Genomic DNA, 23458 nt, shown 5'->3' with positions numbered 1-23458 from the left:
CAAGTAAGGCCACAGCGGCGACTTGGGTGCTGACCAGCTGACCGGTGCGAATACCGAACAATCGTCCATGTCGGACACGTCGGCCCCGGATCTGGGGCAGGCGCTGACCGGCTCCGCTCAGCTCGGGGAAGCCGCGGCCGCTAGCCACCTCTGCCGTCACCTGCGCCGCCCTCCGGTCGTGCCCGTCGTCTTCGTGCGGGACCCATGGTAGGGGGCGGCGGATCGGGGCGGGGGGAGGCTGTGGATAAGTCCGACATCGATATCCACAGGTCAACGATCCGGGCTACCTTGACCACCCAAGTACCGTTACCGTCGGCGATTGGAACGAACAATCGGCTGCTCAGGGGTGCCCCCCGCCGTCTGACGGAACGGGCTAACCTGGTGGCCACGTCGATGCGCCGGACCGTCGTCCACCAGGCACGACCCGTCCATTGAGGACCCGGCGCACGACAGACGACAGAGGAAGCGGGGTGACGTCCGGGGTGGCCCAGACGCAGGCAGAATCCGCGGTGATGGCGCAGACCGCCGCGAAGTTCGAACAGGTCAACAACTCGTTGACGGCGATGCTCAACAAGCTCATGTCGGAGCTCTCGGTGCTGCAGACCGCGTGGGTCGGCGCCGGTGGGCGCGCCTTCAACACGGTCAAGCACCAGTACCAGCGCGACCTGGCCGACCTGAACAAGGCCCTGGCCGACACGGCGGAAGCGATCCGGACCTCGGGCGTCGGATACGAGAACACCGACAGCTCGGCCGCCGGCACGGTGACCAAGGCCGGTGGCGGCGGCTACAGCCTGCCGCTCGAGAACTGACGTCGGGGAGGATCACTCAATGAACGACGGACTGCTCCGCGTGAACTTCGGCGCCCTGGCCCAGGCCGGCGCCGACATCCAGAAGGCTGTGAACGAGCTCGAGACGCAGCTGAGCCAGCTCGAGGCCGACGCGCGCCCGCTGGTCGCGACGTGGGAGGGCAAGGCGCAGGACGCGTACGCCCAGCGTCAGCAGAAGTGGACCGTGGCGTCCAACGACCTCAAGAACATCCTCCGCGACATCAAGATCGCGGTCGACCAGGCGGCGCAGGACTACGCGACGACCGAGGGCAACGCGGAGAAGCGCTTCGCGGGCTGATCTGCACGGTGCGGCCGGGCGTTCCCCTTGGGGAGTGCCCGGCCGCTGCCGTTGCGGGGGAGCTGTCGACGTAGGCGGTCTGGTGACGGGCGTCCGGACGGGCTGGCCGGGCTCCCGGAGCGGCGGACGGGAGTCGCCGGCAGGTTCTTCGGGCCGCCCATCCGGTAGTGGATCGTCGGGAGGACCTTCCGGCCGCGCATCGTGTCGCTGCGCCCGGTGTCCAATCGCCTTCTTCCCGATGCGGCGCTACTGATCGTCATCGCGTCGTGTCGTTGCGCGACTGTTGTGGGAGGGGGAAGCCTGGTTGGCTGTATCCATACAGCCGCCCATTGTGATCGGGGCCTGACCTTGTAGGTTGTACGCGTTGAGGTGGCCCGTTCGCCGCGAAGGGAGAGGTGGACGTGACCGAGTGGGAACCGGCTACGGACGCCGAAGTCGCGATGCGCAACGCCCTGCGCACCGATGACCAGGAGTCCTACTTCCGCATTCTCGCCGGCGTCGACCTGCTTTTGCCCGTCTCTGCGGACGCCCTCGCCGGCCTCACGCCGATGGGGTGGGGCACGTGGAGCACCGGCGGCCGCACGCACGTGCTCGCGTTCACGTCGCCGGCGGCACTTCAGGCGTGTTTGTCCGATTACACGGGCTCGGCGCGGCGGGTGGCGTACTCGGAGCTCGCGGAGACCTGGCCCAACCTCGAATGGTGGCTGGCGGTCAATCCCGGGCTGCCGATCGAGGGCTACCTGCCGGCGTGGTTCGTGGCTCAGCTCAGCCGTGGCGACCTGCGGCTTCCGAAGCGCGGGCCGGCGCGTGACGGCGCCAACGCGACCAGCCGGATCAAGGACCTGCACGCGGCCGCGATGGCCGCCAACGCGGCTGCCGCTCAGACTTACGCCTCGCCCGATTCCGGCGGGCCCGTCTCGGGAGACCCAGTTTCCGGTACGGAGTCCGCGGGCGTCCCCGAAGCCGGTGGCCAGGGCGCAGGCGGTTCCGCGAACGGTGAGTACGGTCCGGGTGGTCCGGGCGCCGGTAAGTACGGCCCGGGTGGTCCGGGCGCCGGGGAGTACGGCTCGGGTGGTCCGGATGCCGGTGCTTATGGCGCGGCTACGTCGGCGGACGGCGAGCAAGACTCGAGCGGCGCGTATGCAGCCGGCGGCGCGTACAGCGCGAGTGGTTCGGCCGGCGGCGTGTATGGGGCCGGCGGCTCGGCGGTCCGTGGACAAGCTTCGGGCGACGGTGACCAGGGCGCGGGCGGCCACGGCGCGGGCCAGTACGGGCGGGGCACCGCTGGGCAGAGCTCGGAAGCGACTCAGTCGGCGCCTTCCAGCGGCGTTCCGGCGAATCCCGGCGCGGTAGCGGCCAGCAGTGCGACAGCCGGCCGGTACGGCTCGAACAGCGACCCGGAGCGCACCGGCCAGCCCGAATCCCCGCCGATCGGCCCGGGTGGGCTTCCGATGCGTACGCCGGGAGCCGTCCTTCCCAGCGGACTGCCTTCCCGCGTGCCGGCGACGCCTCCGGGGCTCGGCGGGCCGGGCAGTTCCTCGTCCTTCAGCGGCTTCACGCGACCCGGGCCGGAGGTGCCCGCCTCCTACACTCCACCGAGCGTTCCTCCTGGTCCGGGTGGTGCCGGCCCCAGTGGATCGCCTCAGCGCGGTCAGCACCCCGGCTCCGCGGTGCCGCCGGGAAGTGCGCTGGACGCGCTCGCAAGCAGGTCCGGCGCGGCCGTCCCGCCGGGCAGCGCGAGCGCCCTCGACGCATTGGGCAGCCGCGCCGGCGCCACCGCCCGACCCGGCGGTGCCGAAGCGCGCCCGGCGAGCGGTGCCGAAGCGCGCCCCGCGGGCGGTGCCGAAGCCCGCCCGGCAGGCGGTGCCGAAGCCCGCCCCGCGAGTGAGAGCAGCGCACGAGAAGGCGACAGCACAGGCGCCAGCCTTCCGCCGCTGCAGCGGCCGGATGGCCCGCTGCCGACCCGCACGCCGATGGCGCAGACTCCACCCCTGCCCAGCCACATCGCACCGCCCGGCAAGTCCGGTGAGCCGTCCCCCGAGGCAACGGACGAAGCGGCCTCGGACATCCCGACGGCTACCCCCCAAGGCGCCGCCACGGATGAAAAGGCGCCGATCGAAGGCCCGACGACCGCCAGCCGAGGCGCCGTCGCGGCCGATCAGGGCGCAACGACAGCCGCCGAAAGTTCAACAAGCGCGGGCAAGGGCGCCATCGCCGCCGACCAGGGAGCCGGCGGGGCGGGCAAGGGCGCCATCGCCGCAGGCCGGCCCGGGAGCGATTCAGGCAAGGACCAGAGCGCCACCACCGGCGAGGACCCCGCCCAGAGCCCGGCGCCGAGCGAGCAACCCACCCCCGGAGGTCTCCCGCGCCGCCAGGTGACCCCTGCTTCCGAGCGTCCCGCGAGCATGGCGGCGGCCGCGCAAGCTCTGGCCGCGCGTGGCGAGGCAGGTGCACGGGCCGACCAGTCGCCGGAGGGAACCACGTCGGCCGAGGCGACCGCGTCGGCGGGGAGCCCGCCGGCCGCCGGAGCCCGTCCGCGGTCGAGCATCGCTCCGCCCGTGATTCCCGGTGCCGGTGGTGCCAACCGCACGGTCGTGCCGGAGCCGGCGACGCGCCCGGGGATTCCGGGTGTTTCGTCGGGGGGGAGTGGGCTTCCCACGCGGCCGGTCGGGGGGAGCGGGCTCGGTGGCGGGCAACCGGCCTCGGGCGGGGGTGCGGGCGAGTCCTCCGCCGCGGACACGCAGCGCTTCGAGCCTCCGGTGTCGCCGTCGCAGGCGCAGACCGAGCGGATCGCCCTACCTCAGGGCGGGGTGGATGAGGATGACTTCATCCCCGCCAACGAGGTGGAGCGCGACCTCTATCACGCGACGCTCGATCACAGCACCGATGCGTTCCTCTCCACGCTGCTTCTTGCCACGGTTCTCGTGCCTGTGGCGGACAACTCGCGGCCGGGGAGTTCGCCCGGGGAGGCCGGGTTCGCTTTCCGGACCGAGGAGATCGACGGAGAACGGTTCCTCATAGTCTTCACCAGCCGGGACCGGTTGAGTGACCATTACGCCGAGCCAGCGCGTACCGTTGCGGTCCGGTTCGTGGAGCTGATCCGGAACTGGCCCGATCCGGCCTGGTCGTTCGCCGTCAATCCGGGGACCGCGGTCGGGGCGAAATACCCGGGGCCACAGGTCATCGCGCTGGCGAACTGGGCGATCGAGGCCGGGCTCGGTGGGGACCCGGTCGAGGACGTCGGCTCCGGGGCGGTGGCGTTGCCGCAGCGGGGTGAGCCTGAGGCGAAGCCCACGACCATGCAGAAGGCGGTTCCGGCGGAGCAGGTCGACTACTACCTCGAGCGGGGTTACGACCGGGTGGCCGGGTTCGTGCACCGGGCCGCCGAGGTCGAACATCTGCGCAGTCCCGGTGAGCTGTTCGCGGCGCTCGGGCTGGTCTATGAGGGGTCGCCCTACGAGGCTGACGCCAAGGAGGCCTTCGTGCTCCGGTGGCCGGCTTTCCGGCCCAGTCTCTACCGCATTCCGTACGGCGGGCAGAGCGAGCAGGCGTTGCGGGCCATGGACGGGTGGGTGATCGAGCGCCCGCCGTTCCGGGGGAACGGGTTCGCGCCGGGTGAGGGCAAGGACGTCATCGCCGAGTTCAAGGTGGACAGTGTGCGGCTGCCGCACGGTGCTCAGCTGTGGCGTCTCGGCGAGGACGGGCATGAGAGCCTGGTCGCCGTCTTCGACTGCGACGCCCCGGTCTGGCGTCGGGTCGGCGAGTGAGAGGGAACGGCGATGCGTGACGGGTACGTCGTGACCTGGCACGGGCGCGAGTACGACGCCGCGCCCGACGGGGAGAACGTGCGGATCTACGCGCCCGAGCCGGCCGACGGCTTCGAGGAGGTGCGGGCCGGGCGCTACGTGCGGGTGCTGCGGCCCGGGGAGTTCAGCGACCTCGTGTACGTCCGCACCACCTGCTCGTGGCGCGGTCAGCCGTTCATCGTGCTCGCCGAGGCCGACAACTGGCTGCGGGTGGAGTACACGGGCGGCCGGGCTCCGGTGGCGCAGTCGCTCGGGCTGGAGGAGTTCGACTTCGGGGTGTACCAGGGCTGGGCGCCGGCCAACGAGGTGACCGAACTGTACGAGCACCGGGTCTGAGCCGGCGTCAGGCCTTCAGCCAGCGGAGGATCTCGCCGGTCACGACGTCCGGTGCCTCCTGGTGCAGGAAGTGGCCCGCGTCCTCGATGAGGCGCCACTCGTACGGCGCGGTCACATAGCGTCCCGAGCCCTGGGCCGTGCGGGCCAGGACCGCGGTGTCCAGGGCTCCGTGCATCTGCAGGGTCGGGGTGGTGAGCGGGTGCTGCATGAGCTTCACGAAGCGGTACCCCTGCAGGCGTAGCGCGGAACGGAACACCCAGCGGTATGCCTCCAGCGCACAGAATGCAGCCTGCGGGATCTGGAGCGCTTCCCGGCAGCGGGCGGCGTACTCGGGGTATTCCGGGGTCTGCTGCCACGCCGGGCCGCTCCACCGCTCGATGAGCTCGCCGACCACCGCGGCGTCGTCCTTGGTGAGCACGTGCTCGTAGCGGGGAACCTGGAACTTGAGGGTCGGGGCCGTCGCCGCGATCTGGCCCCGGGGGTCGGCGAAGAGCGCCGCCCGCAGGCGCAGCGGATGGGCCGCGCCCAGCACCACGAGGCGGCTGACCATCTTGGGGTGGAACGCCGCGGCGGTCCAGCCGATCATGCCGCCCGCGCCGGTCCCGACGATCATCGCGGAGCGTTCGCCGAGGGCACGGATCAGGCCGGTGACGTCGGCCGCCATGGTGTAGCCGTCGTAGCCCCGCGGCGGCTTGTCGCTGGCACCGTAGCCACGCAGGTCGATCGCGACGGCACGGAACCCCGCGTCCGCGATCCGGGGCAGCATGTCGTGCCACGCCCACCAGAACTCCGGGAAGCCGTGCAGCAGCAGCACGAGCGGCCCGGTGCCCGCCTCGACCACGTGGAACCGGCTGCCGTTGGCGCCGACGAAACGGTGGGACCAGGGGCCCTCCGTCAGGACGCACGCCTCGTCCACCTGCGAACTCATGCGGACCAGGGTACGGGCACCCGGCCAGGCCGGGATATTCCGGTCAACAGGGCCGCACCCGAGGGCCACGGCCCTGCCCGACAGGTCAACCTCGCCCAGTACGCGGCCGGGTAGAAAGGCACGACCGGTCAGCGGACCTTCTCGAAGGCCTCCATGACGACCTGGGCGCCGTCGCCGCAGTTGATGCGCAGCTTGTTGGGGACGAAGCGGGCCCGGATGTGGTCGCCCTTCCTCAGCTGGGTGCCCACCGGGGAGTAGACCGCGTACGGCTTGCCGTCCCAGTCGGCGAAGCCGTAGCAGGGGCCGCTTCCGCCGCGGGTGATGAAGCCGTCGGTCCAGCCGGGGCTCGCCACCACGTCGGTCGGGGTCTTCGGGATGCCGCTCGGCTTCTTCGCGCCGGGGGGCGCTCCGGTGCCCACCGAGTTGGGGGGAGTGGCCGCGGCGGACGTGGGGGTGGCGACGATGGTGGGGGCGGTTGCCGAGGGGGCGACGCTGGGCGAGGGGGGCACGGAGTTGCCGTCGTCCGCGGCCGGGGTGGAACAGGCGGTCAGAAACCCGAGGACCAGGGACGTGACTGCGGCCGTACGGTAAAGGGACATGGTGTTGCACCTCCGGTGAGTGAGACCCGGGCCGAGCGTGATTGGTTCCCCAAAGGGCGACGCCCGGGGACCGCGGGTCCCCGGGCGTCTGGTGATGCGAGGGTCAGGAAATCTTGATCTTCATCGAGGTGCCGTTCTGCGACACAACCTTGATCTTGACCCCGACGGCCGGCAGCTTGACGCCGTTCCACGGGATCTCGTCGTAGAAGTACTTCTTGGTGTCGTCGAACGTGGACTGCGCGGCCTGGCCACGGACGTAGCTGGCCTTGCCGTCGATGTGCAGCGTGAACGAGTCGGCCTTGTTCAGGCTGAACGGGGCGTCGTACAGCTGGACGCGGGCCCGCCAGGGGGCGCCTTCCAGGTTGTAGATCGGCGCCGGGTGGCTGTCGATGATCAGGTTACGGCCGGAGCCGGGGTGCACGTTGACGTTGTTGTCCGCCACCGACTGGTCGTTGTACGAGATCAGCAGGCCCTGCTGGTACGAGAAGTGCTCGGCCCAGTCCGGCTTGGTGCTCGCCCAGCCGATGTTGTACGGGCCGGTCTTCAGGTACTTGTCGTAGGACACGTAGCTGCGGTTGCCGGCGATGTAGAAGTTGTCGAAGTCGGCGGTCGTGGTCTGGCCGATGGTGACGAAGCCCGCGGCCGTCCACTCCGGGGTGCCCTCGGCGCCGTCGGTGGAGACGACGGTGTTGCCGACCTTGACGGTCAGGTCGTCGCCGAAGAAGCCGCCCGCGGAGACGCCGCCGTCGGTCAGGTAGTGCAGGCGGACCTGCACCTTCTTGCCCGCGTACGCGTCGAGCGGGATGTGGATGTCCTTCCACGCGCCGCCGCTGGTGCCGGTGATGGCCGGACGGCCGGGCTCGCCGCCGTCCTTGCCGAGCGGGGCGCCGTCGATGGTGCCGTCGACCGCGGTCCAGTTCTTGCCCTCATCCGTCGAGACCTCGAAGTAGAGGTAGTCGTAACCCTCTTCGATCGAGTAGCGGCCCTTCAGGTCCAGGGAGCCGGCGGTGGCGCCCGTCAGGTCGACCGTCTTGGTCAGGCTGTTGTTGAGGCCGTCCGCGTTGCCGGAGAAGTACTGCTTGGTGCCGGCGAACGCCGCGCCCAGGTCGGTGGTGACCTTCTTGTCCGGGAGCACCACGACGACGCCCTGCGCCTTGGCCGTGTTGTACTCCTGCGGGCCGAGCTCGAGGGTCTTCTTCTGACCCGCGACGACGGTCTCGTAGTCGAGCCAGCCGAGCTGCAGCTTGTTCCAGGCGCCGAGGTCACCGGGGCGCGTGCCGAGGGGCTCGCCCGCGCCGGAGAGACGGCTCTGGGCCATCAGCGTCCAGTACTCGCTGTTGTTGTTCGTGCCGCCGCTGGTGTCGTAGTCGTCGGGCAGGCCGAGGTCGTGGCCGTACTCGTGCGCGAACACGCTCAGGCCGCCGTTCTCCGGCTGCATCGTGTAGTCGGAGATCCAGACGCCGGTGTTGCCGATCTGGGTGCCGCCGTACTTGTTGTACGAGGGGCCGTCGACGCCGACCGTGTTCAGGAAGGCGTTCCAGCGGTGCGCCCAGATGGCGTCCTCACCCTGCTGCGGGTCACCGTCGGACTGGTCGCCGCCGGCGTGGACGATCTGGAAGTGGTCGATGTAGCCGTCCGGCTCGTTGAAGTCGCCGTCACCGTCGTAGTCGTTGCGGTCCCACTGGTCGAACTCCTTGACCTCCGCGGCGATCTGCGCGTCGGTGCGGCCGGCGGCCTTGCGCTCCGCCACCCACTGGTTGACGGCGTCGCGGACCAGGGCCCAGGCGTTCGTGTCGGTGCAGGTGCCGTTGACGTCGCAGTCGCGACCGTAGCGGGCCTCGTTGTAGGGCACCTTGACCCAGTCGGAGACCTCACCGTCGACGCTGTAACGACCGGAGGACTGGGTCTCGTAGTAGGTCTTGAGCGACTCGACGCCCTTGCCCTCGCCGAAGTACAGGTCCTCGTAGTGCTTCTTGTTGTAGTCCGCCTGCCAGACGGTGGTGTTGTCCTTGGACCGGTCCGGAGCCGGGATCTTGTTGTGCAGCGGGCCCTCGAACGTGGTGGGGCCCGGCGTAGCCGGGTCGCTGTCGACGTCCGGGTAGTTCGGGTGCCGCTGGTTACCGAACTCCGCCAGGATCACGAAGATCTTGTCGGTGCGCTCGTTGCTGAGCTCGACGTACTGGTCCTGGCCGGCCGCCTTGACCGTGCGGTCGTTCAGGCCGCCGCCGCGGGTCTTGCCCACCTTCGCAACGGTGCTGCCGCCGCGCTCCTGCGTCTTGATCTCGCCCTTGAGGACGCCGTTGATGGCCTCCTCGCGCAGCTCGCGACGCTTGTCCTCGACCGGGTTGGGAAGGTCGTCCATCGCGGTCCGCTTGCTGGCCGCGGTCGGCTCCACCGGAGGCGCCGCCTGGGCCACGGTCGGGAGCGAAATCCCGACACCGGTGACCATCGCGGCGCCGAGTAGTCCCACGACTACTTTTCGCACTACGTACCTCCGTCGACATGCCCGACACGCTGGGTCACAGCGGATCGGCGTGCATCAACCTTGTGATCAAGGCCGCAGTGAACGTATGCAAAAAGTGAGATGCGTGGAAGTCTTCGCAACGAATTCTTTATCCGAAACGAAACGGCGCCCGGGAGATTTCCCGAGCGCCGTTCCTTATGTCCGAGATCAGCTGATGCGGATCTTCATCGAGGTGCCGTTCACGTCGACCACCTTGATCTTGACACCGACCGCCGGGAGCTTGACGCCGTGGTTCGGCAGCTCGTCGTAGAAGAACTTCTTGGTGTCGTCGAACAGCGGCTGCGCGGCCTGGCCCCGGATGTAGCTGGGCTTGCCGTTGATGTGCAGGGTGAACGAATCCGCCTTCTTCAGGCTGAACGGGGCGTCGTACACCTGGATGCGGGCCCGCCACGGCAGCCCTTCCAGGTTGTAGAACGGCGCCGGGTGCGCGTCGATGTACAGGTTGCGGCCCGTACCCGGGTGCACGTTGGTGTTGTTGTCGACCTGCGAGGTGTCCCAGTACGAGATGAGCAGACCCTCCTGGTAGGAGTAGTGGTCCACCTTGTCGGGCAGCGCCGGCAGGTAGCCGAAGAAGTACGGGCCCGTCTTCAGGTACTGGTCGTACGACACGTAGCTGCGGTGGCCGGCGATGTAGAAGTTGTCGAACTCCTCGGTCGAGGTGGCCCCGACGATCGAGAAGCCGTTCAGCTGCCACGAGGTGTCGCCCTCGGCGCCGTCGGCCAGCACGGTTGCGCCGTCCGCGGTGATGGTCACGTCGTCACCGAAGAAGCCGCCCTCGGCCACGCCGCCATCGGTCAGGTAGTGCAGACGGAACGTGATCTTCTTGCCCGCGTACGCGTTCAGCGGCACGGCGATGTCCGCCCACGCGCCACCGGTGCTGCCGGTCAGAGCCGGCGTGTTGCTGGCGTCCCGCGGGAACGCCGCACCGTTCAGCGTGCCGTCGAGGCGCGTCCAGGTGGCGCCGTTGTCTGTCGACGCCTCGAAGTACAGGTAGTCGTAGTCCTGCTCGATGTCGTACCGGCCCTTGAGCGTGACCGCCGCGGTGGTCTTGCCGGTCAGGTCGATGTCGTGCGCCATCGAGTTGTTCAGGTCGTCCGCGTTGCCGGAGAAGAACTGGCCCTCACCCGCGAACGGCGCGCCCAGGTCGGTGGTGACCTCCTTGTCGGGCAGCACCACCACGACACCCTGCGCCTTGGCCGTGTTGTACTCCTGCGGGCCGAGGTTCAGCGTCTTCTGCTGGCCGGCGACGACGGTCTCGTAGTCGAGCCAGTTGAGCTGGAGCTTGTTCCAGGCGCCGAGGTCGCCGGGCCGGGTGCCGATGCCCTGATCGCCGGCCGCGCTGAGCCGGCTCTGGGCCATCAGGGTCCAGTGCTCGTTGTTGTTGTCGCCGAGGCCGGAGGTGTCGTAGTCGTCCGGCAGGCCCAGGTCGTGGGTGTACTCGTGCGCGAAGACGCTCAGGCCGCCGTTCTCCGGCTGGATGGTGTAGTCGCCGATCCAGATGCCGGTGCTGCCGATCTGGGTGCCGCCGAGCAGGTTGCCGGCCGGGCCGGTGCGGCCCTGGTCGGTGCCGTACGCGTACCAGCGGTGGCTCCAGATCGCGTCCTCACCCTGCTGCGGGTCACCGTCGGCCTGGTCGCCGCCGGCGTGGACGATCTGGAAGTGGTCGATGTAGCCGTCGGGCTCGTTGAAGTTGCCGTCGTTGTCGAAGTCGTAGCGGTCGTACTGGTCGAACGACTTCATGTCCGCGGCGATCTGGGCGTCGGTGCGGCCGGCCTTCTTCTGGTCGGCGACCCACTGGTTCGCGGCGTCGCGGACGAGCGCCCAGGTGTTGTTGCAGACGTGGCTGCCGCAGAAGTCGCGGCCGTACCGGGCCTCGTTGTAGTTGACCTTGACCCAGTCGGTGACCTCCCCGTCGACGCTGTAGCGTCCGGACGACTGGGTCTCGAAGTAGGTCTTCACCGACTCCTTGCCGGCGCCTTCACCGAAGTACAGGTCGCGGTAGTGCTCGGCGTTGTAGTCCGGCTGCCAGACCGTCGAGTTGTCCTTCGAGCGGTCGGGGGCCGGGATCTTGTTGTGCAGCGGGCCGTCCCACGTCGTCGGGCCGGGCGTCGCCGGGTCGCTGTCGACGTCGGGGTAGCTCGGGTGCCGGTCGTTGCCGAACTCGGCCAGGATCACGAAGATCCGGTCGGTCCGCTCACGGCCGAGCTCGACGTACTGGTCCGTGCCGGACTTGGCCACCTTGCGGTTGGTCACGCCCGAGCCCTGCGTACGGCCGACCTTGACGACCGTGCTGCCGTTCCGCTTTATCGCCTTCGCCTTGCCACTGACCACGTCGGCGACAGCCTGCTCGCGCAGAGCGCGGCGCTTGTCCTCGAGCGGGTTGGGCAGGTCGTCCACCTGAGTCATGCCGGCCTTGGCCGCCGGCGTTGGGTCGACCGGCGGTGCTGCGAGGGCCGTGGCCGGGACGGAGATCCCGACACTGGTGACCATCGCGGCGCCGAGCAGTCCCACGACCACCTTGCGCACTACGTATACCTCCGTTGGCATGACCGCGCGCTGGGGTACAGCGACAGCGGTGAAACCGCCCCGGATTCGGAGCTCCAGTGAAGGTATGCAAAGTCGCCGATGTCTTGGAAGGGGCTACACGGATTGTTCGGGGATGGTTACGCATTATGGATGAGGCATAATGCGAGGACCGGCAAATGGTAGAAATTGGACCGTCCACACGAAACAGCGGCAGATCTGACGATCGCAGATCTGCCGCCATTCATAGACGATTATCTCAGTCTTCGGACTTGGCCGCCTGCATTCCGGAGGAGATCAGGTCCATCACCGTGGAGTCCTGCAGTGTCGTGACGTCGCCCAGCGACCGGTTCTCGGCCACGTCCTTGAGCAGCCGCCGCATGATCTTGCCGGAGCGGGTCTTGGGCAGCTCGGCCACGAGCATGATCTGCCGAGGCTTCGCGATGGGGCCGAGCTTCTTCGCCACGTGGGCGCGCAGCTCCTGGATGAGCTTCTCGCCCGCCTCGCCCGAAGTGTCCACATTGCCACGCGGGATGGTGAAGGCCACGATCGCCTGACCGGTGGTCGGGTCGGTCGCGCCGACCACGGCCGCCTCGGCCACCGACGGGTGCGACACCAGCGCCGACTCGACCTCGGTGGTGGAGATGTTGTGCCCGGACACCAGCATCACGTCGTCGACGCGGCCGAGCAGCCAGAGCGCGCCGTCCTCGTCCTTCTTCGCGCCGTCGCCCGCGAAGTAGACCCACTCGTCGCCGGAGCCGGCGCCCTTGCCGAAGCGGGACCAGTACGTGTCGATGAAGCGCTGGTCGTCACCCCAGATCGTGCGCAGCATCGACGGCCACGGCTCGCGCAGCACGAGGAAACCGCCGCCACCGTCCGGCACCGACTGCGCCGCGTCGTCGACCACGTCCGCCGAGATGCCGGGCAGCGGGGTCATCGCGGACCCGGGCTTGGTGCTGGTCACGCCGGGCAGCGGAGAGATCATGATCGCGCCGGTCTCGGTCTGCCACCACGTGTCCACGATCGGGGCGTTCTCGCGGCCGACGTTCGCGCGGTACCACATCCAGGCCTCGGGGTTGATCGGCTCGCCCACGCTGCCGAGGAGGCGCAGCGAGGACAGGTCGTACTTGGCCGGGATGTCGTCGCCCCACTTCATCATCGTGCGGATGAGCGTGGGGGCGGTGTAGAGGATCGTCACTTTGTACTTGTCGACGATGTCCCAGAACCGGCCCTTGTGCGGGGTGTCCGGCGTGCCCTCGTACATGACCTGGGTGGCACCGTTGGAGAGCGGACCGTAGACGATGTACGAGTGCCCGGTGACCCAGCCGATGTCGGCGGTGCACCAGTAGACGTCGGTCTCCGGCTTGAGGTCGAACACGGCGTGGTGCGTGTACGACGTCTGGGTGAGGTAGCCGCCGGTGGTGTGCAGGATGCCCTTGGGCTTACCGGTCGTGCCGGAGGTGTAGAGGATGAACAGCGGGTGCTCGGAGTCGAAGGCCTTCGGCTCGTGCTTGTCGCTCGCCTGCTCGACCGTCTCGTGCCACCACAGGTCCTTGTCGCTCCAGGCGACGTCCTCACCGGTGCGGCGGACGACCAGCACATGCTCGATGCTCGGGCACTGCGCGACGGCCTCGTCGACGGTCGGCTTGAGGGCGGACGGCTTGCCCCGGCGGTAGCCGCCGTCCGCGGTGATGACCACCTTGCAGTCCGCGTCCTGGATGCGGGTGGCCAGTGCGTCGACCGAGAAGCCGCCGAAGACCACGCTGTGCAGGGCGCCGATCCGGGCGCAGGCCAGCATCGCGACCGCGGCCTCGGGGATCATCGGCAGGTAGATCGCGACCCGGTCGCCGGCCGTGACGCCCAGCTCGGTCAGCGTGTTCGCCGCCTGGCTGACGCTGCGCAGCAGGTCGGCGTAGGTGATCGTGCGGGTGTCGCCGGGCTCGCCCTCCCAGTGGATCGCGACCTTGTCGCCGTGGCCGGCCTCGACGTGCCGGTCGACGCAGTTGTACGCGATGTTCAGCTCGCCGCCGACGAACCACTTGGCGAACGGCGCGTTGGACCAGTCCAGCACCTGGTCCCACGGCTTGGCCCAGGTGAGCCGCCGGGCCTGTTCCTCCCAGTACGCCAGGCGGTCGGCGCCGGCCTGCTCGTACGCCTCGGCCTTGACGTTCGCCGCGGCGGCGAGCTCGGCCGGCGGCGGGAACTGCCGCGTCTCCGAATACAGGTTCTCCAGCGTCTCACTCATGAGGGCGGCTCCTCTGCCGTGACCGGTCTCTCTTGTGGTGAACACTAGTTCCGCCCCGGCGCGGCGGGCGAGAGCTGCAGGCGTCTCGCGCCGAGTGGCACGGCGTGCGCGCCGATCGGGCAGAACGTGATCGGTACTGCGCGAATCTTGCCACTTCCGAGCCGGTTCGTGCAGCCCATGTTTCGTGTCTTTTTCCGGCTAAGTTAGGCGCGTGACGAACGATCCCCTGGCCCCGCTGCTCGCCCTCGCCGACGTCGAGCCTGCTTTCACCGACGCGCGTGCCGCCGTGGACGCCGCGCTGCGGCACCGGGCTCTGCGGCGCAACGGCGGTCAGGTAGCGGCCGAGATCGGCCTGCACGCGGCGGTCGCGAGCGCGGCCCTCGAGGACCACCGGCACGACGTCGCCGAGGTGCGCGCGGGCACCGTCACCGATCCGGTCGTGCAGGGTGCGCTGCGGGTCTCCGAGGCACTCGACGGCCTGACGGACCTGTGGCCCCGGGCCCCCCGGCAGGTTCTGGCCCGGCTGCACGTGCTGGCGGCGCGCGGCGCCGTCGCCGACGGTGAGCTCGGCCGGCTGGTGTCCGGGGCCGAGCGGATCGACGCGCTCGCCGGACTGGTGGCCGGCAACGAGCGGACGCCGCCGCTGCTGCTGGCGGCCATCGTGCATGCCGAGCTGCTGGCCCTCCGCCCGTTCGCCGGGCCGGCGGGCGTCGTGGCCCGCGCCGCCGCCCGCCTCACCTTGATCGCGCGCGGCTTCGACATCCGCGGCCTGGTCGGGGTCGAGCAGGGCCACCTCGCCCGCGAGCCCGAGTACGTCGGCTCGGCCGGCGCCTACGCCACCGGGACGCCCGACGGCGTCAGGTCCTGGCTGCGGCACTACGCCGCGGCGGTTACGGCCGGCGCGGAAGAGTTGGTTCGGGTGGCCGATGAGGTGCTGGCACCTTCAGGCAAATGACGCCGCGGTCGCGCAAAAAGCACCTTTTGTCCCTGGGTCGGTTGGCATACTCGTGCCCGTGGGAGACGACTGGGTTCGCCCCTACTCGCCCGGAACCGGCCGGTGGCTGGTCATCGGGTGGGAGGCGGTGGCATTCGGGCTGCTGGGCTGGGCGAGCATCGGGCTCTTCGAGCTGACGGGCGTCGGCGTACGCATCCTGGCCGTCCTGATGGCGGTGGTCTGGGTGGTCGGCGGCTGGCGCATCCTCGAGATGGGCGTGTACGTCAGCCCGGGCGCGCTGCGCATCCGGGGGCTGCTGCGCTCCCGCACGCTGCGCTGGGAGGAGATCGCCCACGTCCGCCTGCACCGGCACACCAACAAGATCGGTCGCTGGGAGATCCAGGGCGGCATGACCGTGCTGATCGAGCGCCGCGACGGGTCCATGGTCAACACCGAGCTGTGGGCGCAGGGCGTCGACTTCCACCGGCGGCCGCACGTCTTCCGCGAGGTCTACCACGAGCTGCGCAACCGGCACCTGGCCGCGACGGTCTAGACAGTAAGGACGGCGCCTCACTGATGAGGCGCCGCCGCTTGCGCGTCCGACCGGGTTATCAAGCGTGCACCTGGGTCGTTGTCGGCAGTCCCGCCGGTATCCCCGGTGGGTCCCGCCGCAACGTGCCTGCCGTGGCTGATCGCGCGTGGGTTCCCGGTGGCCGTGCACGGAACCTTCGGTCTTCCTTCGTGGTCCCGCGTGTTCTTTTCTACGCCGCCGCGGCCTTGATCACCAGGGCAAAAGCTACGAACAGTAATTAGTCAGACGCTTGACGGTGACAGTGCTCTATGCAAGAGCGGCACGTAGGCGCCGATGCCGGCCGTACAGCGCGATCCCGATCGCCACGCCGACGCCCACCCCGAGGGCGGCGGCGGCCACCGGCACGGCGGGACGATCTCGCAGCCGGCGACCCAGCGGCACCGGGTGCCGGAACTCCAGCACCGGCCAGGAACGTTCCTGCGCCACCCGCCGCAGCGCGCGGTCCGGGTTGACCACGCTCGGCCGCCCGACGGCCTCCAGCAGTGGCAGGTCACTGCTCGAATCGGAATAGGCGTAACACTCCGCAAGGTCGTACCCGCGCTCGGCGGCGAGCTCGCGCACGCCGGCCACCTTGCTGGGGCCCGCCGCGTAGAACTCGACCTCGCCGCTGTAGCGCCCGTCGACGATGCCCATCCGCGTGGCGATCACGTCGGTCACCCCGAGCAGCTCGCCGATCGGGCGCACCATCTCGTCGCCCGACGCGGACACCAGCACGACGTCCCGGCCGGCCGCCTGGTGCTCGCCGATGAGGACGGCGGCCTCGGCGTACACGTACGGGTTGATGAGCTCTTCCAGGGTCTCCGCGACGATCTGCCGAACTTGCTCGACCTTCCAGCCCTTGCAGAGCGTGGCCAGGTAGTCACGAATCCGCGCCATTGTCTGCTCGTCCGTGCCGCCGAGACGGAACATCAGCTGCGCGTAGGCCGACTTCACGACATCGCGGCGGCTGATCAGCCCATCGCGGTAGAACGGCCGTCCGAAGGCCAGCGCGCTGGACTTGGCGATGACGGTCTTGTCGAGGTCGAAGAACGCGGCACTCTGGCCCACGGGCCGAAAGTGTAGCCGCAAGCCGCACCCGATCACGCCCACGGCGGCGCCTGTGGGGTTTCTGGTGACAGTGGGTACTCGACGGTAGCCCGCTCCTGAGGCATGCTTGTGTTGCGACTGAGATTCACGTTGCGCACTTCCCTCACCAAGATTCTCGGTGGTTGCGCCCCCCGCGATCGCCGAGTCCGATTCGGCTCGACCCCCCCGGAGCCGAATCCTCGGACGGCCCCCGTCACCCCCGACGGGGGTCGTTCTCTATTTCTCCGGTTCTGGCTTTTTCAAGTACGCGCACAGCACAGTGTCGCCCGCACACCGCGAGGCGCTGCATGGTTGCGCGGGGAGACGCGACCGTCCGGGCTGTCCGCGGGGACCTGGTTTGGGGCTTTGGTGGTCAGGCTCCTGTGGCCTGGCTAAGGTCGGCCTGCTCGGCTTCCTCGGGCATGCCGAACAGCTCGCAGAGCCCGGTCACCGTCAGCACGCGGCGGAAGCTCGGGGTCGGGTTGCTCACCACGAACCGGCTCTCCGCCTCCGTCACCGCACGGTAGCCCTCGATCAAGGCGCCCAGACCGGTCGAATCGATGAAGGTGGCCCCGGAGAGGTCGATCCGGATCTCCGGCGGCGACCACTCGTCGACGGCATCCCGGATCGCCTGCGCGACCTCGTCGGCGTTGGAGAAGTCGATCTCGCCGAGCACGGTCACGTGCGCGACGCCGTCCTCGCCGAGCTCGCTCCGAACCGGGTTCTCCATGCCAACTCCATCGGTCGTGTCGGCAACAACATACCCAACGTCAGCATCATCCGCTCTGTCATGTCCGTCGCGGGCCCGACGATGCTACGCCGCGATCGGGGATGTCGGCGCCGCTCGTCATAGCAGATCAGCCGCTGGAGTGTGACTTGTACACAGCCCGGTGGTTCATCCACAGCCCGCCGGTCTCCTCTTGAGCGCGAACCGGCCCGGCCGCGAGCCTCGCTCGTCGTGCCCTCTGTCCGCTGGAGCCGCCATGTCCGCCCCCGCCACCCTGCCGCTGGTCGTGACCGCCGACCCCGACCTGCTGGACGACCTGGTCCGCCTCGCGGCCGCCGCCGGCACGGAGGTCGACGTGGCGGCCGACCCACCCGCGGCCCGGAGGAGCTACCCCGGCGCACCCCTCGTCATGATCGGCGCGGACCAGGCCGCAGCCTGCCTCCGCGCCCGCCTCCCCCGCCGCCCCCGCATGGTCGTGGCCGGTCACGAACCGGTCATCCACGCCGCCTGGCAGCTCGCCGAGCCACTCGGCGCCGAGCACGTCGCCGTGCTCCCGGCCGCCGAGCCGTGGCTGGTCGAGCAGTTCGCCGCCGCGGCCCGCTCCGACCCGCCCCCGGCCGGCCGCATCCTCGCCGTCCTGGGCGGCCGAGGCGGTGCCGGAGCCAGCACCCTCGCGGGCGGCCTCGCCGTCACCGCCGTTCACGAGGGCCTGCGCACCCTTCTGCTCGACGCGGACCCCCTCGGCGGCGGCCTCGACCTCGTCCTCGGCTGGGAAAGCGAACAAGGGCTCCGCTGGCCGGCACTGGCCGAAGCCGGCCCCCACGCCGACCCGTCAGCCCTGCTCAAGGCCCTCCCCAACCGAGGGGACCTGGTCCTGCTGTCGTTCTCCCGCGACAATCTGCCCGCCATCCCACCCGAGGCCATGGCGGTGACGATGCGAACCGCCCGCGAGAACCGCGACCTCACCGTGATCGACGTCCCCCGCCACCTCGACGACGCGGCGGCCATCGCCCTGGCGTCCGCCGACCACACGATCATGATCGTCCCGGCCGAGCTGAGGGCGACGGCCTCGGCGGCGCGCGTCGCGGCGGTGGCGAAGCTGCACTGTCCGCAGCTCTCGGTGGTGGTCCGCGGCCCGGCACCGGGGCGGTTGCGAGCCCGGGAGATCGCCCGGTCCCTGGGGCTGCCGCTGGCCGGATCGCTGCGGCCGGAGCAGGCGTTGTGTCAGGGGCTCGAGCAGGGAGAGCCGCCTGCCGCCGGGGGAAAGGGGCCCATGGCGGACCTCTGCCGGGAACTCCTCGCCCGTCTGACGTCTGCGGCCTGACGGCGAGGTCATCACCGATCCGGTCCTTCTGGTTCTCTGAGCACCCCTCTTTCGGCCCAGACGCCCTGCGGGACTTGCTCTCCCGCGAGTTGCTTCGGCTACGTCGGCTGCTGGTCGTCGATGCAATCGGCTGCACCCTCCAGCACGGCTGCGAGGGCGTCGGGCCGAAGGTTGGCGACGAACACCTTGCCTTGGTCCTCGGGAGCCGGGTGGTCCGCTCGCCAGAACGCGAAGACGAGGACGACATTGTCGTCGTCGCGGTAGGCGTACCGCGACACGTTGTCGACGATTTCGCCCCATTCCAGGAACCAGAACCGTTCCCTGAAGTCGGTTTGGTCAGCGTGGAGCAGTGCGAAGATCTCGCCAGGTTCGCGGCCTGGAGCAGGGCAGGGCTCGACATCGCGCCGCCGCAACTGTGCGGCGGTTGATCGCATCGCCCGAGCGAGGAACGGAACAAAGGCGACATTGTCGGCGGTGGTCAGCCGCTTTCCGGCGGCCCACAGATCGACGACGCGAAGCTGGGGCGACTGCTGCACCCCGATCTCGACGGCGAAGTCAGCTCGGTCGCCGAATCGGCGCGTCATGATCACGACGGTAGCAGTGGACAGCCCGCCACCCGGGCGTCCGCCGGTTATCCACAAGGACGCTCGTCATCCACAGGTTCGGCGCCCATCCGTTGAGGCGAGGTCCTGGTCTTCGCGATGGTTTGCGACCTACCCGTCAGCTCCGGAGGTCGCCATGTCAGTCCCTCATCCCGTCCTCTTAGGACCCGGTAGCGACCGCACGGCCACCGGCACCGGGATCACCGAGAAGGTGCGGCACCGGTTCGCGGTCGACGGGGTGCCCCCGACGGCCGACGCCGTCGTGACCGCCGTGAAGGAGGATTCTTCCGTCTCGCTGCTCGGGGACACGGCGGTGCGAAGAGTCGCCGACCGGGTTCGGCAGGACCTGGTCGGTGCCGGCCCGCTCGCGTCCCTGCTCGCCGACCCGGCGGTGACCGACGTCCTCGTCAACGGCACCGAGGTCTGGGTCGACCGCGGCGCGGGCCTGCACCGCGCCCCGAAGGCGTTCGGGCACCCCGACGACGTCCGCAGGCTCGCCCAGCGCCTGGCCGCCAGTTGCGGGCGACGGCTGGACGACGGCCGGCCCTATGCGGACGCGTACCTGCCCGATGGCACCAGATTGCATGCGGTGCTGCCGCCGGTCGCCACGTCAGGGCCGTACCTGTCACTGCGTACGTTCCGGCAGAGACCCTTCACGCTCGCAGATCTTGTCCGATGTGGAACAGTGCCACCGCAGATCGGCCGGCTGCTCACTGCGGTGGTCGAGGCCCGGCTGGCCTACCTGGTCGTCGGTGGCACCGGGTCGGGGAAGACCACCCTGCTCAGCACCTTGCTGGGGATGGTGCCGGCGACCGAGCGGATCGTCCTGGTCGAGGACGCGGCGGAGCTGCGGCCCGCACATCCCCACGTGGTGGCACTGCAGACGCGGACGTCGAACGTCGAAGGTGCCGGCGCGGTCAGCCTCACGGACCTGGTACGCCAGGCGCTGCGCATGCGGCCGGACCGGCTCGTCGTCGGTGAGTGCCGCGGGGCGGAGGTCGTGGACCTGCTCGGTGCGCTCAACACGGGGCACGAGGGCGGTGCCGGCACGCTGCACGCCAACGCGCTCGGCGACGTCCCGGCCCGGCTGGAGGCGCTCGGGCTGCTCGGCGGCCTGCCCAGAGCGGCCCTGCACGCCCAGGTCGTGGCCGCGATCCAGGTCATCCTCGAGGTACGCCGGGAAGCCCGCGGACGAGTTCTCGAGTCGATCGGGGTGCTGGTGCCGGCGGGGGAGCAGCAGCTCGCCACGGTCGTCCCGGCCTGGCAGCGGGCTCGGGGAGCCGGACCCGGCGCGACGACGCTCACCCGTGCCCTGGCCGACCGCGGCGTACGGGTCGCTCCGGTCCTGGGGCCGCGGCGATGACTTCGTGGACCTGGACGACCGCGGCGGTTCTGCTCGTCATGGCCGCCGCGCTGGCCGCCTGGCCGGCCAACCACGGGCTGAGCCGGCTCGCCGTGCGATCGCGGCCCTCCGTAAGCCTCGCGTCCACACGCGACTGGCCGTCACGCTCACCGCGTCGCTTCGTCATCGCATCAGGGGTGATGGCGGCGCTGATCGGGGCCGTCCTCGGTGGCCCGGTCGCCGCGCTGGTCGCTTCGGTCTACGCGGCGCTCGGGGCCCGGGCACTCACCCGCCGGGCAAGCGGCCGCCGGTACGCCGAGGCTCGGGCCCGCGACCTCGACGAGCTCAGCGCACTGGCCGCTGACCTGCGCGCCGGGACGTCGCGGGCACCAGCGCCCATCGGCGGGCGGCTAGGGGAGCTGACGGCAGCCGCGGCACGGCTGTCGGAGCGTACGGGAGCCCCGACGGCGGACCTGGTCGAACGGATAGAGGCGGACGCGCGCGCCGCCGACAGGGCCGAAGCCACGGCGGCCGCCCAGGCCGCGGGGGCCCGGGCGACGGCGGTTCTGCTGGCGGCGCTGCCGGTCGGAGGCATCGCGTTCGGGTACGGCATCGGCGTCGACCCACTGCACGTCCTGCTCCACACCGCGGCGGGCGCGGCCTGCGCGGCCGGTGCCGTCCTGCTGCAGGCTGCCGGCTTGCTCTGGGCCGACCGCCTCGCCGGTGGGCCGTCGGCCGGACGACGCGGATGAGCGCCTCGATATGCGGTGCCGAGTCGATCCTGCGCAGGGGAGGCCCGGTGCAGGTGCCGCTGCAGCCCTGCTGCGTCGCCGCGCTCCTGCGCGCTGCCCGGACGCCGAGACCGTCGGCGCTGACCACGGTCGTGCCTTGCCCGCTTCGCGCTGATCTGTGCGCCCTGACGTCGGCGCCGATCCGGGAGGGGGTCGCATGATCCGGCGGGTGCTCATAACCTTCGCCTGCGGTGCCGGGGTGGCCTGGTACGTCGGCCATTGGTGGGGTGTGCCGCCTGCGCTGCTGGTCGCGTACGGGATCGATCGGTGGCTGAAGAAGCAGGAGCCCGCCGCCGTGCGGGCGGCGCGGATCAGCGCTCAGGCCGACCTGCCGCTGAGCGCCGATCTGCTCGCGGCTGCCCTCCGCGCCGGGACGCCCGTCGACGGCGCGGTGTCGGCGGTGGCTGAGGCGCTCGGCGGGCCGCTGGGCGAGCGGCTGGCACGGATCGCGCGGTCGTTGCGGCTGGGCGCCGATCCGCCCGAGGCTTGGGCGCACCTGACCGGCCTCCCCGGCCGCCCTTCCGGCGGCCTTCCGAGCGGCCTTTCCGACGGCTCTTTCGGCGGTCGTTCCGCCGGCTTCCCGGGCGGCCTTCCCACGGGACCTTCCGCCGGCTTCCCGGGTGGCCTTCCCGGCGCTGAACGGCTGGTGGCGGCGGCCGTGCGGTCCAGTGCGAGCGGGGGAGCGCTGGCGGGGGCGTTCACCCGTATCGCCGACGATCTGCGGGCCGATCGGGCGGTCGCGGCGGAGGCGGCCGCTCGGCGGGCCGGGGTGTTGATCGTCCTGCCCCTGGGCCTGTGCTTCCTGCCGGCGTTCCTGCTCGCCGGCCTGTTCCCGGTGCTCATCGCCGTCCTCGGGGACGTGCTGTGACGCCAACAAGCTCGCCGGTCCGCGGACCGGTGCTGGTCGCCGACCCGGCGACGTCCCGTGACAACCACACCAACTAGGAGTGCCCGTGTACCGACTCATAGCCCGCCTGACCGGGCCTCACGCCGACGAAGGAATGAACACAGCGGAGTATGCGGTCGGCACGCTGGCCGCCGTCGCCTTCGCGGGCGTGCTGTTCAAGATCTTGAACAGTCCCGCCGTTGCTCAGGCCCTCACCAGAGTCATCACCGAGGCCCTGAAGTGAGGCGGCGCCGGCGGCCCGGGCGCCCCTCTGCCCTGGCCGGGCTGCTGAGAGGGCGGGATCGTGGCTCCTTCACGGCCGAGCTGGCGGCCGGGCTGCCGGCGCTGATGCTGCTGCTCTTCGCGGGTCTCACGGCCGTCGTAGCGGTGACGACGCAGGGCAGGTGCGTCGACGCGGCCCGGGAAGGCGCAATCGTCGCCGCCCGGGGTGGCGCGGGGGCGGAGAATGCCGGCCGGATCGCTCCGCCCGGCGCCGCCGTGGCGGTCGTCCCCGGCGACGACACGGTGACCGTCACGGTACGGGCGCGGGTGACGGTACTCGGCGGTCACCTTCCGATGCTCACGGTCGAGTCGACGGCCGTGGCGGCCCGGGAGCCGGAGGGAATCCCATGAGCCCACGGCCGTGGCCGCGCATGGGCCGGAGGGAGTCCCATGGGTCGCTGGAAGAGGTGGCTGAGGCACCGGAGGGGGCTCTCGTGAGTCGGCGCTCGTGGCGGCTCGGTAGGGCGGCGGACCGGGGAGCCGGGTCGGTGTTCGTGCTCGCCGTCGGGCTCACCCTGGTCGCCGGTGGGGTGGCCGGCGCGGCAGTCGGCGCGGCCCGGGTGGGACGACATGCGGCCCGCACAGCGGCCGATCTGGGGGCATTGGCAGGGGCCATGCGCGCCGTCGAGGGGCCGCGGGCGGCCTGTGCCCGGGCCGAGGAGCTCGTCTCAGCCAACGGAGGCCGTCTGGTGACCTGCCGGCTCGAAGGGCTGGAGATCGTCGTCGGAGTCGTGACGCCGGTGAGGCCGTTGCCCGGGCTCACCGTCGAGGCCGGAGCCGCCGCCCGGGCCGGCCCGGTCCAGGGGTGACCGGGGCTCCCACTCCGG

The 23458-nt window shown here is 70.6% G+C and carries 20 protein-coding genes and 2 pseudogenes; 14 read left to right on the top strand and 8 right to left on the bottom strand.

What is annotated here, in order from left to right:
- Nucleotides 1–67 precede the first annotated feature (67 nt).
- From AB0J80_RS11190 to AB0J80_RS11170, 5 genes and pseudogenes are all read left to right on the top strand, one after another.
- The gene (locus AB0J80_RS11190) at nt 68–211 is read left to right on the top strand and encodes a hypothetical protein (protein ID WP_364703300.1); all 144 of its coding nucleotides are present in this window, start codon (nt 68–70) and stop codon (nt 209–211) included.
- 271 nt (nt 212–482) lie between these two features.
- A complete protein-coding gene (locus AB0J80_RS11185; RefSeq protein WP_364703715.1) occupies nt 483–809 on the top strand; it encodes a WXG100 family type VII secretion target in 327 nt (108 codons plus the stop codon).
- A 19-nt stretch (nt 810–828) separates the two neighbouring features.
- A complete protein-coding gene (locus tag AB0J80_RS11180) occupies nt 829–1125 on the top strand; it encodes a WXG100 family type VII secretion target (RefSeq protein WP_364703297.1) in 297 nt (98 codons plus the stop codon).
- A gap of 401 nt (nt 1126–1526) precedes the next feature.
- Nucleotides 1527–4277: pseudogene (locus AB0J80_RS11175) on the top strand (SseB family protein); the annotation flags it as partial.
- A gap of 627 nt (nt 4278–4904) precedes the next feature.
- Nucleotides 4905–5267 (top strand): hypothetical protein, encoded by a 363-nt coding sequence (locus AB0J80_RS11170; protein ID WP_364703295.1) that lies wholly within the window; start codon nt 4905–4907, stop codon nt 5265–5267.
- 7 nt (nt 5268–5274) lie between these two features.
- Here AB0J80_RS11170 and AB0J80_RS11165 read toward each other — a convergent pair whose 3' ends face one another.
- From AB0J80_RS11165 to acs, 5 genes are all read right to left on the bottom strand, one after another.
- Nucleotides 5275–6195, bottom strand: coding sequence for an alpha/beta hydrolase (locus AB0J80_RS11165; RefSeq protein ID WP_364703293.1), 921 nt, complete (start codon nt 6193–6195; stop codon nt 5275–5277).
- A gap of 128 nt (nt 6196–6323) precedes the next feature.
- The gene (locus AB0J80_RS11160) at nt 6324–6794 is read right to left on the bottom strand and encodes a hypothetical protein (RefSeq protein WP_364703291.1); all 471 of its coding nucleotides are present in this window, start codon (nt 6792–6794) and stop codon (nt 6324–6326) included.
- A gap of 103 nt (nt 6795–6897) precedes the next feature.
- On the bottom strand, nt 6898–9279 hold the full coding sequence (locus AB0J80_RS11155; RefSeq protein WP_364703288.1) for an immune inhibitor A domain-containing protein: 2382 nt from the start codon (nt 9277–9279) through the stop codon (nt 6898–6900).
- A gap of 186 nt (nt 9280–9465) precedes the next feature.
- Nucleotides 9466–11829, bottom strand: a complete 2364-nt coding sequence (locus tag AB0J80_RS11150; RefSeq protein ID WP_364703713.1) for an immune inhibitor A domain-containing protein — start codon at nt 11827–11829, stop codon at nt 9466–9468.
- Between the two features lie 271 nt (nt 11830–12100).
- Nucleotides 12101–14086 carry an acetate--CoA ligase gene (gene acs, locus AB0J80_RS11145; RefSeq protein ID WP_364703285.1) on the bottom strand — a complete coding sequence of 662 codons (1986 nt, stop codon included), beginning with the start codon at nt 14084–14086 and terminating at the stop codon, nt 12101–12103.
- Nucleotides 14087–14297: 211 nt separating this feature from the next.
- On the opposite strand from acs, the gene AB0J80_RS11140 reads away from it, so the two are divergent.
- Nucleotides 14298–15041, top strand: a complete 744-nt coding sequence (locus AB0J80_RS11140; protein WP_364703282.1) for an oxidoreductase — start codon at nt 14298–14300, stop codon at nt 15039–15041.
- Between the two features lie 58 nt (nt 15042–15099).
- Nucleotides 15100–15573 carry a PH domain-containing protein gene (locus AB0J80_RS11135; RefSeq protein ID WP_364703280.1) on the top strand — a complete coding sequence of 158 codons (474 nt, stop codon included), beginning with the start codon at nt 15100–15102 and terminating at the stop codon, nt 15571–15573.
- Nucleotides 15574–15858: 285 nt separating this feature from the next.
- On the opposite strand, the gene AB0J80_RS11130 is transcribed toward AB0J80_RS11135, so the two are convergent.
- Both AB0J80_RS11130 and AB0J80_RS11125 read right to left on the bottom strand, forming a co-directional pair.
- On the bottom strand, nt 15859–16659 hold the full coding sequence (locus AB0J80_RS11130; protein WP_364703277.1) for an HAD-IB family hydrolase: 801 nt from the start codon (nt 16657–16659) through the stop codon (nt 15859–15861).
- A gap of 391 nt (nt 16660–17050) precedes the next feature.
- Nucleotides 17051–17407 (bottom strand): STAS domain-containing protein, encoded by a 357-nt coding sequence (locus AB0J80_RS11125; RefSeq protein ID WP_364703275.1) that lies wholly within the window; start codon nt 17405–17407, stop codon nt 17051–17053.
- A 253-nt stretch (nt 17408–17660) separates the two neighbouring features.
- Between AB0J80_RS11125 and ssd the strand changes: the two genes are divergently transcribed.
- Entirely contained in the window at nt 17661–18728 is a 1068-nt protein-coding gene (gene ssd, locus AB0J80_RS11120; RefSeq protein ID WP_364703274.1) for a septum site-determining protein Ssd, read from the top strand.
- Nucleotides 18729–18826: 98 nt separating this feature from the next.
- On the opposite strand, the gene AB0J80_RS11115 is transcribed toward ssd, so the two are convergent.
- The gene (locus tag AB0J80_RS11115; RefSeq protein ID WP_364703272.1) at nt 18827–19312 is read right to left on the bottom strand and encodes a hypothetical protein; all 486 of its coding nucleotides are present in this window, start codon (nt 19310–19312) and stop codon (nt 18827–18829) included.
- A gap of 154 nt (nt 19313–19466) precedes the next feature.
- Between AB0J80_RS11115 and AB0J80_RS11110 the strand changes: the two genes are divergently transcribed.
- The 6 genes and pseudogenes from AB0J80_RS11110 to AB0J80_RS11085 all read left to right on the top strand — a co-directional run bounded on the left by AB0J80_RS11110 (nt 19467) and on the right by AB0J80_RS11085 (nt 23440).
- Nucleotides 19467–20693 carry a TadA family conjugal transfer-associated ATPase gene (locus AB0J80_RS11110; protein WP_364703270.1) on the top strand — a complete coding sequence of 409 codons (1227 nt, stop codon included), beginning with the start codon at nt 19467–19469 and terminating at the stop codon, nt 20691–20693.
- A 146-nt stretch (nt 20694–20839) separates the two neighbouring features.
- Nucleotides 20840–21424, top strand: a pseudogene (locus tag AB0J80_RS11105) (hypothetical protein); the annotation flags it as partial.
- A gap of 310 nt (nt 21425–21734) precedes the next feature.
- Complete coding sequence (locus AB0J80_RS11100; RefSeq protein WP_364703710.1) at nt 21735–22331, top strand: type II secretion system F family protein; 597 nt, start codon at nt 21735–21737, stop codon at nt 22329–22331.
- A 79-nt stretch (nt 22332–22410) separates the two neighbouring features.
- Nucleotides 22411–22593, top strand: coding sequence for a DUF4244 domain-containing protein (locus tag AB0J80_RS11095; RefSeq protein ID WP_364703268.1), 183 nt, complete (start codon nt 22411–22413; stop codon nt 22591–22593).
- Nucleotides 22590–22982 carry a TadE family type IV pilus minor pilin gene (locus AB0J80_RS11090; RefSeq protein ID WP_364703266.1) on the top strand — a complete coding sequence of 131 codons (393 nt, stop codon included), beginning with the start codon at nt 22590–22592 and terminating at the stop codon, nt 22980–22982. The genes AB0J80_RS11095 and AB0J80_RS11090 overlap by 4 nt, the downstream gene beginning before the upstream one ends.
- Before the next feature lie 83 nt (nt 22983–23065).
- Nucleotides 23066–23440: an Rv3654c family TadE-like protein gene (locus tag AB0J80_RS11085; protein WP_364703264.1), complete on the top strand. Its 375-nt coding sequence runs from the start codon at nt 23066–23068 to the stop codon at nt 23438–23440.
- Nucleotides 23441–23458: the final 18 nt, after the last annotated feature.

It is taken from the genome of Actinoplanes sp. NPDC049548, assembly GCF_040676695.1.
Lineage (GTDB): Bacteria > Actinomycetota > Actinomycetes > Mycobacteriales > Micromonosporaceae > Actinoplanes.
This window is presented reverse-complemented; position numbering and strand designations above follow the sequence as displayed.

What these genes read in the sequence shown, in the direction of transcription:
- AB0J80_RS11190 (WP_364703300.1), top strand. Translation starts at nt 68, where the DNA reads ATGTCGGACACGTCGGCCCCGGATCTGGGGCAGGCGCTGACCGGCTCC.
- AB0J80_RS11180 (WP_364703297.1), top strand. Translation starts at nt 829, where the DNA reads ATGAACGACGGACTGCTCCGCGTGAACTTCGGCGCCCTGGCCCAGGCC.
- AB0J80_RS11170 (WP_364703295.1), top strand. Translation starts at nt 4,905, where the DNA reads ATGCGTGACGGGTACGTCGTGACCTGGCACGGGCGCGAGTACGACGCC.
- AB0J80_RS11165 (WP_364703293.1), bottom strand. Translation starts at nt 6,195, where the DNA reads ATGAGTTCGCAGGTGGACGAGGCGTGCGTCCTGACGGAGGGCCCCTGG.
- AB0J80_RS11160 (WP_364703291.1), bottom strand. Translation starts at nt 6,794, where the DNA reads ATGTCCCTTTACCGTACGGCCGCAGTCACGTCCCTGGTCCTCGGGTTT.
- acs (WP_364703285.1), bottom strand. Translation starts at nt 14,086, where the DNA reads ATGAGTGAGACGCTGGAGAACCTGTATTCGGAGACGCGGCAGTTCCCG.
- AB0J80_RS11125 (WP_364703275.1), bottom strand. Translation starts at nt 17,407, where the DNA reads ATGGAGAACCCGGTTCGGAGCGAGCTCGGCGAGGACGGCGTCGCGCAC.
- ssd (WP_364703274.1), top strand. Translation starts at nt 17,661, where the DNA reads ATGTCCGCCCCCGCCACCCTGCCGCTGGTCGTGACCGCCGACCCCGAC.
- AB0J80_RS11115 (WP_364703272.1), bottom strand. Translation starts at nt 19,312, where the DNA reads ATGACGCGCCGATTCGGCGACCGAGCTGACTTCGCCGTCGAGATCGGG.
- AB0J80_RS11110 (WP_364703270.1), top strand. Translation starts at nt 19,467, where the DNA reads ATGTCAGTCCCTCATCCCGTCCTCTTAGGACCCGGTAGCGACCGCACG.